We start from the raw sequence: 12,010 nt of genomic DNA on the forward strand, positions 1-12,010 counted from the left end.
GTCGTCTGTACTTCGACAATGTTTCGAGAGCTTGTTAGACCTGCAACACTGTTGAGCGTGACCTTAGAACTGTTTAATTGCTCCGGACAGAGCAGGGGACTAGCTACGCATCCACAGGGTGTCGTGACTCTCAAAACGTAGGCAATTAAGCCTTAGTCTGGTCAGTACGGCTTGCCAGATTTCTCTTGCAAGCCCCGTGTCTTGAGACCGGGGTTACTGACATTAGGACGGTCTTATTCGTCTTCGAGGTTTCCCGTCTCAACCGCCGATGCCACGTTAGGGACACCACAAGGGTGTTCGACACTTAAGTCGATGATGGTCTTACTTAGCGTCCACAGGCAGCCGCCCGTCTTCCACAGGCAGTTACAATATTAGAATATACATTAAAAATTATTGCAGAAGATGGACGATTAATCTCAACGAACTCGTAATTTCAGCTACACAAAATCTATATAATGTAAAGATCGAGTTACAGAACCCTTTCACCGAGGCAGTATTTATTCACCGTGTTTGCACTCAGCGGCTACGAGTATTTCTTAGGCTTCCTGTTAATTTCCAGCCTAGTCCCTATCCTCGCCCTCACGGCGTCTAAGGTACTGCGCCCGAAAAGTCGTCCCTACGACCGACGCACTACCTACGAATCCGGCGTCGAGCCGATCGGCGGAGCCTGGATTCAGTTCAACATCCGATATTATATGTTCGCCCTGGTCTTCGTCATCTTCGACGTAGAGACCGTCTTCCTCTATCCTTGGGCGGTTGCTTTCAACCAGCTAGGACTGTTGGCTTTTATCGAAGCCTTGTTTTTTATCACGATCCTCGTTATTGCTCTTGTCTATGCATGGCGCAAAGGAGCCTTGGAATGGTCTTAAGTTCTGACAAATCACAAAAAGCCCAACTTGTCAACCCAGTTGATCGCCCGGAAGTCACATCCCAACTCTCAGAGAACGTCATCCTGACAACAGTGGATGACCTCTACAATTGGGCGAGACTTTCCAGCCTGTGGCCGCTACTTTTCGGCACAGCCTGCTGCTTCATCGAATTTGCAGCTTTGATCGGATCGCGCTTTGACTTCGATAGATTCGGTCTAGTACCGCGATCGAGCCCCCGGCAAGCCGACTTGATCATCACCGCCGGCACAATTACCATGAAGTACGCCCCCATCTTAGTGCGGCTGTACGAACAAATGCCGGAACCCAAATACGTCATCGCGATGGGCGCTTGCACCATCACCGGCGGAATGTTCAGCATGGACTCCCCCACAGCAGTCAGAGGCGTTGACAAACTGATTCCCGTAGACGTGTACATCCCCGGCTGTCCCCCCCGCCCAGAAGCGATTATTGACGCAATTATCAAACTGCGGAAAAAAATCGCCAACGATTCCATGCAAGAACGGGCCAATTTGCTGCCAACCCACCGCTACTACACCAGACCCCACAAAATGAAAGTAGTAGACGACATTTTGGACGGCAAATACTTGTCAGTTCCCAGCCGGATCGCACCGCCGAAGGAATTGACAGAAGCAATGGGAATGCCAGTACCGCCGGCCCTGCTTGCAGGACAAAAACAGGAGGTAAACCGTGGCTGAGACAGAAACCTCAATTGTTGAAGCCGGGAAGGTTTCCCAGTGGTTGACTCAAAATGGCTTTGAACATGAAGCTTTAGCGGCTGATAATTTGGGCGTGGAGATATTAAAGGTCGATCGAGAATTCTTAATTCCGATGTCAACAGCGCTGTATGCCTACGGGTTTAATTATATGCAGTGCCAGTGCGCCTACGACCAAGGGCCAGGAGAAGATTTAGTCAGCGTTTACCACTTGGCTAAACTGACAGATAATGCTTCCAAGCCTGAAGAAGTCCGCGTCAAAGTATTCATTCCCCGCGAAGATCCCAGAGTGCCATCAGTCTACTGGATTTGGAAAGCAGCCGACTTTCAAGAGCGGGAATCCTACGATATGTACGGCATAGTCTACGAAGGACATCCGAATCTGAAACGGATTTTGATGAACGAAGATTGGGTAGGCTGGCCGCTGCGGAAAGATTACATTTCCCCTGATTTCTACGAACTGCAAGACGCTTATTAAGTGAGTTTTGCGAGGGCGGGTTTAGAACATAAAATTTGACTTTTGCAGTTGAGTTTTATCTGAAACTCGCCCTCTATTTTTTAGCTACTTAGGATTTTTTAACCAGAGATACACGCACACTGGCTACGACAACTTTTCAGCTTTTCTATGCTCATTCCAAATGCAAAGAATGCAGTTGTTGATATTCGTAAACTTCGTGACTACTGCCTCAATCCAGAACACGACGATGGCAAACACAAAGCGCGACTTTTTTCATCAATACTGGGGATGACACCTGACAATGCTGAGGAATTGCGCCAAATTTTGCTGGAAGTCATTCAAACTCACGAAGCTCAGTTAGGTAGGCGGGATGGGTTCGGGCAACGCTACACCCTAGATTTCACGATTGAATGGCAAAATAGAAGTGCAACCCTTCGGAGTGGCTGGGTTATTGAGCATGATTCCGAGATTCCGAGATTAACAACCTGCTATCCTCTGTAATGTCTGGAGGTAATAAGAGTGACAAAGAATACAATTAAATTACTAGATGTCGTTGCCTTAACCGTTGACATTCCTGAATACAATCTGTGGCGCGGACAAGTAGGGACTGTGGTTGAACTGTTGGCTGATGGTGCAGCGTTTGAGGTGGAATTTAGCGATCGCAACGGACGCACTTATGAATCTGTCGGGCTTTATCCAGAGCAAATAATGGTGTTGTACTTTGAGCCAGCATCACGCGATCGCAAACCCGAAATGGTTGCAGTATAAGTAGGAGAAGAACTTGCAGGCTTTATAAAAAATGGAAATTTATAATGCAGGTGCATCTGTGTTTTGCAAATATATTCGTAGGGACGAAGCATTCCGGCGGTAAATCTGTGCTGATACTAATAAATTGTTTACCGGAATGCTTCGCCTTGCCAAATTCAAATGCACCAATTACTTACTGAACTTGAAGAGCTAAGAAAGGAGGACAAGGATTCATGAATCGATACAGTACGCTCGTTCAGTGGTCTGATGAAGATGGGCTTTTCTTGGTCACAATCCCAGAGTTTGCCGATCGAGTTGTAATGCCGTGCACTCACGGAAGAACTCGATCGGAAGCAATTGGGAATGGCGAAGAAGTGATTGAAATGTACTTGGAGGCGTGGGAAGCAGAAGGGGAGTCTATCCCGGAACCCAGGACGCTTCAAGTGGCCTAATGATTTTTTATTCCTTTTATAAAATTATTTTATTTTTTTTATTTTCATCCGGATCATATAAGTTCTAAGTGTAATTCTGTATATAAGCAGTCTCGATGTTATATAGAATAAGCCACTTATACACTATGACAAAGACCCCTCGGAAATTTCCTGGTAAGGATTTAAGGAATCACAACTTTAAGATTGAGAATGACCTAGATCTAGTAGAAGCAGACTTTAGTTTTGCAAATCTACAGGGTACAGATTTATCTGATTTAACACTTCACAGGGCAAATTTTTCTCACGCAAAGCTCGCAGGCGCAAATTTTTCTCACGCAAAGCTCGCAGGCGCAAAATTTTGTGGAGCTAACCTTCGCGGAGCTAACTTTACTAACGCCTCAACTGATGCCGAGGTCAGACAAGGTGTCGATTTCAGCGAATCTCAGATTCAAGGAGCAGATTTCTCTGGTTCTACGCTCTATAATGCAAACTTCACTAAAGCAAATGCAGAAATAACACAGAAGTTTCTTATCAAGTTTCTCACTCTTGTAGCTTTGGTAGTATCGGGATTTACAGCATCTATTGCTAGCACCTTTTTTTTCTACCTCTTCATTGCTTCTCCTAAAAAATCTTCGCTGCCTGGTAATAAGCCTTCTTTCCTAAATTCATTTATTGTTTTTTGCTTGTCAGTTTTTTTGATGGCAATTATCCGCATATTCATCAACAATGTGTTTAGAACTGAATGGATTATTTACCATGTAAGATTTGGTGTTGGGTTAATTTTCGTTTTATTGGCACTGGCATTAGTAAGAAGGAGTGATTCTGAAGCTAATTTTAGTAGTTTATTAATCATCGCTATAGCTGCTTTATCTCCACTTTTAGCACCACAAATACTTCCATTCAAGGAATTTGAAGCATCCTTGAAAAATACATTTTTGGCAAATTATATTCAAGGACTTGGTACTAATACCAACGGTGTAGTAGTTTCAGGAATATTTGGAGCAGTAATTGGCTCTTATCTTGGATGTTGGTTTTCTCGATTGGCAATCTGCAAGGATCAGCGTTTTGAATGGTTAAATTTTGACTGGATGTGGAGATTATACATAAAGTTCGTGTCTATTCGTGGCACTAGCTTCAACAAGGCAGATCTAACAGGTGTTAACTTCTCTTCAGCAAATCTCAAAGGAACAAGCTTTAAAGAAGCAAAGCTTAACAAGGTTTGTTGGCATTATTCTCAATATTTAGACTGTGTTAATATAGATAAAGATAATTATTTGAATTATCCATTTATGCGTTACTTACTTGTACGAAAACAACTGCAAAACGGAAGTGATTTCGATGGACTAAACCTTAAGGGTATAAATTTAAGAGGAGCAAACCTGCAGGAAGCTAGCTTTATTGGCGCTAACTTAAGCGAAGCCGATCTTGGATATGCAAACCTGACATATTCAAAGTTGAACAAGGCAAGTTTGGATGGTGCAAATTTGGCAGGGGCTACTTTGACAGGAGCTTGTATACAGTCATGGTTTATCGATGAGAGAACGAATTTGAACGATGTAATTTGTGAGTTCATATATCTGAAGTATCAAGTCAATTATCTTAAAAAATTTGAGATAGAGCGACTTCCTGATAAAGCTGATGGTGACTTTGCTCCTGGAGAATTTGAGACACTTTTCAGCAAAGATAGTGAAACGATTCAGTTACTTGTCCGAGGCAGCGGTAGCCGACAAGCTCTGACTGCTGCCTTTCAAGAATTGGCAGAGGACACAAGCATAGACTATACGTTTCAAGGCTTTGAGGTGATAGGCAACAATGCCTTAGTTAAGATTCGAGTCTCGCAAGGCACTAACAAACATACTATTAGGAATAGGTTTTACCAAAAACTTAAACAATCCGCACAAGCAACCCAACAGGTTTCTGAGTTTCAAGGTGATGGGAATCAGTCATTGCAGGAATTTGTCCCGACGCTCATATTGACTCTTGAAGAAATCAAGGAGCGTGTAGGTAAGGGCAGAATACAGGTGGATAGTTATAATGTGTTTGAGAGTGTGACTGCTCACAGCTTTATTCAGGGTGATTCCATCAACACTGATGACAATTCATAGACTTTTTAACTTTTAACTCAACAACATCCTAATCCATTTGGAGTGAATATGGGCGATCGCATAATTAACACGGGAGAGTACAACGAGTTTGGTCAAGTCAATACCAAATATTTTGTACAAGGGGACTTTATCACAATTGGAGGTAACTCTATGAAGATTGATATGAGTCAGGACTTAACTCAAGCAGCAGTTCAAATCCAGGACTTAATCGAGCAGTTACAAAAAAGAGGTGTAACAACTCAGGATGCCGAGGTAAAAGTAGCTGAAACCATTGCTACTCAAGCAAAGGAAAATCTAGCGCTGGAAAAGAAATTACGAAAGTGGGGTCAATCGTTGGCAGATGCAACCGTAAGTGATGTGGTTAAAAGTGTGGTCAAGCTGGCTATCCATTCAGCAACAGGAATTTCACTGCCATAAGTTCATAAAAGTTCACTAGCAAGCGGAGCATAACAAATCGGTGCAGCGGACGGGGAAATCCTAGTGACTTTGTTCGAGGGGATCTGCCGCCGCTGACTTCCTTCAATTGTAATTATTGCACAGACTGCAGGCCAGCCAAAGATTTTCTTCATCGTCAGTGCCACCAACTGCTTTGGGAATAATACGATCGATTTCCAATATTCCCAGGACATACATTTGTAGACTGCGGCAATAACCGCATCGGTTTTGATCTCGTGCGCGAATTATGGCTTTGACTTGTTCGGAAATAGCCATTCTAATTATCCTTGTAGATGATTGGCTTGCTTTCATGTTTGACAAAAATCTACCTGTGGACGAAATTGAGGCAGCTAACATTGCCGATGAAATACTGAAAAACCCACCATTGCAAGGGTTTTTGACCATTTCTAATGCGTTGCAATGGCGACTTCAGTATGGAAGAGTCATTGAGCGTGCCGGACAAGAGGAAGGTGTGATCGCAGTTTATAAGTCTAACCGATGAGTTCCAACGATCGCAAAACAAAACTAGAATACGGGGATTTTCAGACACCGCTGGAATTAGCCGAGATGGTGTGTCGGAAATTGATAGAACTTGATGTTAACCCCAAAGTCATCATTGAGCCAACTTGCGGGATAGGTAATTTCATTAAAGCTGCTGCAAATTCCTTTCCATCCGCCAGCAAGATTATCGGGGTTGAAATCAATCAAAGTTATTTAAGAGAATTAAGAGCTAAGCATGAATTGTTACAGGATGAAAGATGTGAGGTTAAGCACGGAGATTTTTTTGAGTTTGACTGGACATCATTAATCAACCAATTTAATCATAGGGTGCTCGTACTTGGCAACTTTCCTTGGGTAACAAACTCACAACAAGGAACTATTGGCAGTGAAAACTTGCCGAAAAAAAGTAATTTTCAAAAGCACACTGGCTTAGATGCACTAACAGGTAAAAGTAACTTCGATATCTCAGAATGGATGCTGATCCATGCGATACAATGGTTGCAAAATCGTGACGCCACTCTGGCGATGCTTTGCAAAACTTCCGTTGCCCGAAAGTTATTGAGTTACATTCATTCAAAAAAACTTAATCTTGCTAGCTGTGCAACTTACAAAATAGATGCTAAAAAGTATTTTGATGCAAATGTTGATGCCTGTCTGTTATTCTGCAAGTTTGACTTAAGTTCACAAAACTACTTCTGCGATGTATTTAGCAGTTTAGAAAGTTCTGACTGTCACCGAATAGGATATTACAACAAGGTCCTGGTTAAGGATATAGATGCTTTTAGTAAATTGGGTAATTTATATGCGGTGAATTCAGGGGCAAAATGGCGATCGGGCGTCAAACATGACTGCTCGAATGTGATGGAATTTCGGAAAATTGATAATTTGTTTATCAATGGATTTGGGGAAGCTGTCGATCTTGAGGAAACTTGTTTATTTCCGCTACTTAAAGGATCGGATGTCGCTCAAAATCGCATTAATGCCACAAACCGCTACATTTTAGTAACTCAAAAATTTATTGGCGAGTCAACCGAACCTATCAGAGATATCGCTCCTAAAACCTGGCGCTATCTGGAGGAGTGCGGACAATATCTAGACAATCGCAAAAGCAAAATTTATCAGCACAATCCTCGCTTTTCTATTTTTGGGGTTGGCGATTATAGCTTCAAATTTTGGAAGATTGCAATTTGCGGACTTTATAAAAAATTGGATTTCAGATTGATAAGTGAAATCGCTAATAAACCTGTGATTTTTGATGATACTGTTTATTTTCTCAGCTTTGAAAACGAAGGAGTTGCACGTAAAATTTTTGAGCTTTTGAATTCATCGGCAGCAATTAACTTTTATTCGTCGATGGTATTTTGGGATGAAAAGCGTCCGATCAAATCCAGTGTCTTAAATTGTCTGAATCTGTCACTGCTGGCAGATTTGGAATATTTAACCGCAGATGCACGCAGATAAACGCAGATGGATACAGCTAAATATTGACTTTTTCTGGGATATTTTAGGCTGCTATTTTTGAGAGAATACCTAAAAAATCGTGATATCCTTCCAAATTCCTGATTGGGTTTCTAATAGGGTAAGGTGCGTCGCCATCTACAATCTGCAAGTTCCATTGAAAATCTCACAGATCCGCACCCTACAGATTAGAGACTGGCGTAAGCCCTATGATAGCGCTGATTAACAAGCTGCTATCCTCTGTAGTGCCTGGAGGTAATAAGAGTGGCAAAGAATACAATTAAATTACTAGATGTCATTGCATTGACCGTTGACCTTCCTGAATACAATCTGTGGCGCGGACAAGTTGGGACAGTGGTGGAACTGTTGGCTGATGGCGCAGGGTTTGAGGTTGAATTTAGCGATCGCAACGGACGCACTTATGAATCTGTCGGGTTGCAGAATAGAGCAAATCATGGTGTTATACTTTGATCCAGCATCACCCGATATAAGCTGTCGCGCATTTAAATTGTATATTCAGGGCGGGCGGGACACCCCACAAGACTTTAATTTTTTTTGACATACAATTTAAATACAGAACAGCTTAAAACCCGAAATGGTTACAGCATAAGCGGCACAACTACTTGCGGACTTTCTGACAAATTGGAGTTAGAGAAAAAAACTAATATCAACCAGGAAGAAATCGGCTATTTTTCTGGCTTCATCTATTTCGATCGCTCTTTCACCGACAATAATTTTTTCAACCTCTGTTTCCGTTTAAGCAGGTGCAGTTTGAGCGGGTGCGTTTTGGGCGGATGTACCCGGTGGGTTATTGCCGTAAAACAGCCGTCCCCAGCCGGTTTTCGGACCATCTGCCGTCCAGCGACGGCTCAATTCCTGGCGAGAATAGGTCAATCCGTCGCCATTTTTAGAAACGTAGCCGTCCAACAAGTTGCCGAACAGATCGTTGATAATGTAATCGCCGTCTGCGTTGCGACCGATCGCCACAATCATATGCCCGCCTGAAGGCGCCGACGGCGGCCCGTGATGCAAAATACTAATGACAGCAGGCAGTCTACTGGCTAGCGATTTATCCAGATCGTCAAAATCGAGATTAGTATTCCAGGTCGATTGAATTCTCAGTTCTGCCAGCGCCTGAGTTTGGGCGCTATGGTCGGTGGTATCGCCATACTTAATTACGTACTGGAAATAGTCGTCATCCCCGGAAATGTTTGCACCCAGGAACTTAGCCACCATCGCACAACTGGAGGTATTGCAAGTTCCCTCGGCTTGCTCCATATTGTCTCGTTGGGAGAAAAAGGGAACGGGGAGTTGAATTGCGCCGTTGCTTGCCGCCGGGGCAGGGGGAGCCAAGGGAGCAGTGGGCGCGGGGGGAGGAGCGCTCATCATCGGACTTGGGGTCCGGGCCATTGCTGCCATCATCGGTGCTGGCGCAGCAGGGGTCGCCATGAGATTGGCGGCACTAGACCCGATATTGCCGACGATCGCGACATCGGGTGCGCTGACAAACCAGACGTTGCGGTTTTCAGGGCCGAGTCCGCGATCGATCGCCACTTGCAGGTGATTGTTGTCAGCTTGAGCATAGGACATCAAGCCAAAGCTGTTGCCGCCACCGACCCAAATCTTATAGTTATCGGACAATGATGAATGTTGGGGACTGGGACTGAGCTTGAATTCGGTATTCTGGCGAACTTGCAGAATGCCCGCAGCCCCTGCTGCAGGAAAGGCGGGGGCCGGAGTCCCCCAAAGCTGTTGCTGTTGCTGTTGGGGGGGCCCGACGGGTTCGGGTCGATCGAACAGGGTTTTATCGGTGGCGACAGTGTCGGCTGTCTTAATAATTTGCTTGATTTGCTCGTTTTCTTTGGCTTGCGGCTGCAACGTCGCGATGTAGTTTTGTACGTCGTTCTTGATGATACTTTCGACCCGGCTGGCAAAGTTTGCATAGCCGTCGATATGGTCGCCCAGGTTGTCGTAGGGACCACTCAATTGCACGTACTGCCAGCCTTCAGCCTTGAGGTCTTCTGCCATTTTGCGATAATCTCGCCAGCGATCGCCATAGCGATGAAACTCATCTAGCGCCGCAGTGACGGCAATCACCTGACTTAAGAAAAAGGGGACGTAACGAAACCAATGGGGAAAGCCTTTATTCTCGTTAGGCAGTGGCATATTAAGTCCCACCAGAGCAGGCAGCAGCACCCCGCTAATAATCGTCGTCAGACGCAATCGGTAGTGCATCCGGCGGCACTGATCCGCTTTTTTATCCGCCCACACTACCTGATCGATCCAGCGCTGTTTGAGCGACTGTTTGTAGAGGTTGGGGAGTTTCAACTGTTCGACTAAGCTTCCCAACTCTTCGCGCAGGTATTGTTCGTAGGTCTTTTTCTTAGCCATCGGGATGTCCTGTTAGAGGGTAGAGGGCTGGGGTACATCTGAGGTTAGGTCAAATCCGCATATGGGACCCATCTTTTAGGTCGATCGACAGGCTCCTCAGAAAATAATAGCTAGAGACGGACTGTCAAGAGCTTAATTTTGAGAGGAGGCATTCAGTTCCGGATTTCGGATACTCAATCGAGTCAGCATGATTAACTCTCAACCTAGGGGCGCACGGTCGTGCGCCCCTAGTTTCAACTTTCAACTTTTAAGTTTTCAGGCGGTAAATGGTACTCTGTCCACCGTAGTAGCCGTCAAAATCCGTATCGCTGTCCCACACAAAGCAAGCTTTAGAGGATGAGTTGGAGAGGACTCGACTGCAACCATCGGTCAGTCCAATCCCAATGTGTGCTTCTCCATCGGCAACCACCAAATCGCCCGCTTTCGCCGATGCTCTCGACACCAGTTGTCCTCGCCCTTGTTTGAGCGCGTCCAGGACTGCGGTAACGTAATTGGGATTCTCCCCAAGTGGGCTGAGGCCTGCATCCTGCATGACTTTGTTGAGGATCCAGGCGCAGGCGTTGTTGTCGCCATCAGGGCCGTCGGCCGTAGACATTCCCTGCAGTTTGAGGGTGGAGGCGAGGATGCGAGCATTCAGGTCGGCGATCGCGGTTTGCTGCGCCGGAGGGCTGGCAGAGGGGGCTGCTGCAAACGCGACATCCGGCTGGGCAAAAGCCCTTTGCGTCGGTGCCGATGGAGGCGCAAACCCGGCATCCGGCTGGGCAACAGTCGGCTGAGGCATTGGGGCACTCGGTGCGGGTGGGGGTGCAAAAACCGCGGCAGGTTGGGCGAACGCGGTTTGCGGCATCGGGGTATTCTGAGGGGGGAGTGGTGCGATCGAGGTTTGCCCTGGAGCGTTGAACGCCGCAGGTTGCGCTGGGATTCCCATTGCTCCAAAGCCATTGTGAGGCGGGTTGGCAGCCCCGTAAGGCGGCTGTTGAGGCCCAGGAGTGGGCTTTGCAAACAAGGTTTTATCGGTGGAAACCTTCTCGACGGTTTTCAGGATTTGCTTGATTTGCTCTTGCTCCTTAGCCTGTTTTTGCTGCAACGCCGTGATATAGTTTTGTACGTCTTTCTTAATCAAGCTTTCGACCCGACCTGCAAACAGGGTATAGACATCTTGGTGGGTTGTTGATTCGTTGTTGTGGGTCCGGGGTTTGAGGGCTTTCGAGTCTTCGACGCTGACTTCGGAAATCCCACTGCGCGACAGGGGAGGCAGACTATCGTCTTCTTCGTGGGTTTTGTAGCGATAGGGGCCGCTCAATTGCAGGTATTGCCAGCCTTCTGATTTGAGCTCTTCGGCTAGTTGTCGGTAATCGCGCCAGCGATCGCCAAAGCGCAAAAATTCTTCCGTTGCCGCACTGACTGCGATAATTTGGCTCAAGACAAAGGGGACGTAAGAAAACCAAATGCGAAAGTATTCATGATTTTTGCCCTGTGGATTGCCCAGTTGAAAGTTAATTGCAACTAGGGCCGGCAACAGTACACCACCGACGATCGTCGTCAGGCGCAAGCGATAGTGCCAGCGACGGCATTGTTCGGCTTTCTTATCCGCCCAAACCAATTGATCGAGCCAGCGACTTTTGAGCGACTGTTTGCAAAGATCGGTTAGCTCGAGTTGCTCGACCATATCGGTCATTTCTTGGCGCAGGTAGTCGTAATACGAGGTCTTTTTCGCCATGTGGACTTCTATTTGGATGCACTAAGTAGTCAAACAAAATTAATTACACAAACAACTAATATGATATAATAAAAATATTAAGTTGTGTTCAAAGAGGTTTTATATGTTTTTACTTCGAGATATCAATCCACTTTCCTTGAAATTGCTAAACCGAATTTATCG

At 45.6% G+C, this 12,010-nt stretch carries 14 protein-coding genes; 11 read left to right on the top strand and 3 right to left on the bottom strand.

Translation table 11 applies throughout. The annotated features are described in order from the left end of the window. Window positions 1–506: 506 nt before the first annotated feature. The 8 genes from ndhC (at window position 507) to ACUVJL_RS21160 (ending at window position 5,760) form a co-directional block, all read left to right on the top strand. Window positions 507–869 carry a photosynthetic/respiratory NAD(P)H-quinone oxidoreductase subunit C gene (gene ndhC / locus ACUVJL_RS21125; RefSeq protein WP_006635500.1) on the top strand — a complete coding sequence of 121 codons (363 nt, stop codon included), beginning with the start codon at window positions 507–509 and terminating at the stop codon, window positions 867–869. After that, window positions 860–1,585 (top strand): photosynthetic/respiratory NAD(P)H-quinone oxidoreductase subunit K, encoded by a 726-nt coding sequence (gene ndhK / locus ACUVJL_RS21130; protein WP_445247627.1) that lies wholly within the window; start codon window positions 860–862, stop codon window positions 1,583–1,585. The genes ndhC and ndhK overlap by 10 nt, the downstream gene beginning before the upstream one ends. Further along, window positions 1,578–2,081 carry an NAD(P)H-quinone oxidoreductase subunit J gene (locus ACUVJL_RS21135; RefSeq protein ID WP_445247628.1) on the top strand — a complete coding sequence of 168 codons (504 nt, stop codon included), beginning with the start codon at window positions 1,578–1,580 and terminating at the stop codon, window positions 2,079–2,081. Before ndhK ends, ACUVJL_RS21135 begins: the two co-directional genes overlap by 8 nt. A 147-nt stretch (window positions 2,082–2,228) precedes the next feature. After that, entirely contained in the window at window positions 2,229–2,561 is a 333-nt protein-coding gene (locus ACUVJL_RS21140; RefSeq protein ID WP_333084557.1) for a DUF6883 domain-containing protein, read from the top strand. 18 nt (window positions 2,562–2,579) lie between these two features. After that, complete coding sequence (locus ACUVJL_RS21145; RefSeq protein WP_445247629.1) at window positions 2,580–2,828, top strand: DUF4926 domain-containing protein; 249 nt, start codon at window positions 2,580–2,582, stop codon at window positions 2,826–2,828. 212 nt (window positions 2,829–3,040) lie between these two features. After that, on the top strand, window positions 3,041–3,259 hold the full coding sequence (locus ACUVJL_RS21150; RefSeq protein ID WP_445247630.1) for a type II toxin-antitoxin system HicB family antitoxin: 219 nt from the start codon (window positions 3,041–3,043) through the stop codon (window positions 3,257–3,259). A 125-nt stretch (window positions 3,260–3,384) separates the two neighbouring features. Continuing rightward, a complete protein-coding gene (locus ACUVJL_RS21155) occupies window positions 3,385–5,343 on the top strand; it encodes a pentapeptide repeat-containing protein (RefSeq protein ID WP_445247631.1) in 1,959 nt (652 codons plus the stop codon). A 48-nt stretch (window positions 5,344–5,391) separates the two neighbouring features. Then, a complete protein-coding gene (locus ACUVJL_RS21160) occupies window positions 5,392–5,760 on the top strand; it encodes a hypothetical protein (protein WP_445247632.1) in 369 nt (122 codons plus the stop codon). A gap of 102 nt (window positions 5,761–5,862) precedes the next feature. On the opposite strand, the gene ACUVJL_RS21165 is transcribed toward ACUVJL_RS21160, so the two are convergent. After that, the gene (locus ACUVJL_RS21165) at window positions 5,863–6,054 is read right to left on the bottom strand and encodes an HNH endonuclease (protein ID WP_445247633.1); all 192 of its coding nucleotides are present in this window, start codon (window positions 6,052–6,054) and stop codon (window positions 5,863–5,865) included. Between the two features lie 55 nt (window positions 6,055–6,109). Here ACUVJL_RS21165 and ACUVJL_RS21170 point away from each other — a divergent pair, with 55 nt between their 5' ends. The 3 genes from ACUVJL_RS21170 to ACUVJL_RS21180 all read left to right on the top strand — a co-directional run bounded on the left by ACUVJL_RS21170 (window position 6,110) and on the right by ACUVJL_RS21180 (window position 8,208). Further along, window positions 6,110–6,280, top strand: a complete 171-nt coding sequence (locus ACUVJL_RS21170) for a hypothetical protein (protein WP_445247634.1) — start codon at window positions 6,110–6,112, stop codon at window positions 6,278–6,280. Continuing rightward, the gene (locus ACUVJL_RS21175; RefSeq protein WP_445247635.1) at window positions 6,277–7,740 is read left to right on the top strand and encodes an SAM-dependent methyltransferase; all 1,464 of its coding nucleotides are present in this window, start codon (window positions 6,277–6,279) and stop codon (window positions 7,738–7,740) included. Before ACUVJL_RS21170 ends, ACUVJL_RS21175 begins: the two co-directional genes overlap by 4 nt. A gap of 261 nt (window positions 7,741–8,001) precedes the next feature. After that, window positions 8,002–8,208 (top strand): DUF4926 domain-containing protein, encoded by a 207-nt coding sequence (locus tag ACUVJL_RS21180; protein WP_445247636.1) that lies wholly within the window; start codon window positions 8,002–8,004, stop codon window positions 8,206–8,208. A 285-nt stretch (window positions 8,209–8,493) separates the two neighbouring features. Here ACUVJL_RS21180 and ACUVJL_RS21185 read toward each other — a convergent pair whose 3' ends face one another. Both ACUVJL_RS21185 and ACUVJL_RS21190 read right to left on the bottom strand, forming a co-directional pair. Next, complete coding sequence (locus tag ACUVJL_RS21185; protein ID WP_445247637.1) at window positions 8,494–10,128, bottom strand: DUF4231 domain-containing protein; 1,635 nt, start codon at window positions 10,126–10,128, stop codon at window positions 8,494–8,496. Between the two features lie 247 nt (window positions 10,129–10,375). Continuing rightward, on the bottom strand, window positions 10,376–11,848 hold the full coding sequence (locus ACUVJL_RS21190) for a DUF4231 domain-containing protein (protein ID WP_445247638.1): 1,473 nt from the start codon (window positions 11,846–11,848) through the stop codon (window positions 10,376–10,378). Between the last annotated feature and the right edge of the window lie 162 nt (window positions 11,849–12,010).

The sequence above is a fragment of the Microcoleus sp. OTE_8_concoct_300 genome, assembly GCF_031383065.1.
In the GTDB taxonomy this organism is placed as follows: Bacteria; Cyanobacteriota; Cyanobacteriia; order Cyanobacteriales; family Microcoleaceae; genus Microcoleus.

What these genes read in the sequence shown, in the direction of transcription:
- ACUVJL_RS21165 (WP_445247633.1), bottom strand. Translation starts at nt 6,054, where the DNA reads ATGGCTATTTCCGAACAAGTCAAAGCCATAATTCGCGCACGAGATCAA.
- ACUVJL_RS21155 (WP_445247631.1), top strand. Translation starts at nt 3,385, where the DNA reads ATGACAAAGACCCCTCGGAAATTTCCTGGTAAGGATTTAAGGAATCAC.
- ACUVJL_RS21190 (WP_445247638.1), bottom strand. Translation starts at nt 11,848, where the DNA reads ATGGCGAAAAAGACCTCGTATTACGACTACCTGCGCCAAGAAATGACC.
- ACUVJL_RS21160 (WP_445247632.1), top strand. Translation starts at nt 5,392, where the DNA reads ATGGGCGATCGCATAATTAACACGGGAGAGTACAACGAGTTTGGTCAA.
- ACUVJL_RS21185 (WP_445247637.1), bottom strand. Translation starts at nt 10,128, where the DNA reads ATGGCTAAGAAAAAGACCTACGAACAATACCTGCGCGAAGAGTTGGGA.
- ACUVJL_RS21150 (WP_445247630.1), top strand. Translation starts at nt 3,041, where the DNA reads ATGAATCGATACAGTACGCTCGTTCAGTGGTCTGATGAAGATGGGCTT.
- ndhK (WP_445247627.1), top strand. Translation starts at nt 860, where the DNA reads ATGGTCTTAAGTTCTGACAAATCACAAAAAGCCCAACTTGTCAACCCA.
- ACUVJL_RS21175 (WP_445247635.1), top strand. Translation starts at nt 6,277, where the DNA reads ATGAGTTCCAACGATCGCAAAACAAAACTAGAATACGGGGATTTTCAG.
- ACUVJL_RS21140 (WP_333084557.1), top strand. Translation starts at nt 2,229, where the DNA reads ATGCTCATTCCAAATGCAAAGAATGCAGTTGTTGATATTCGTAAACTT.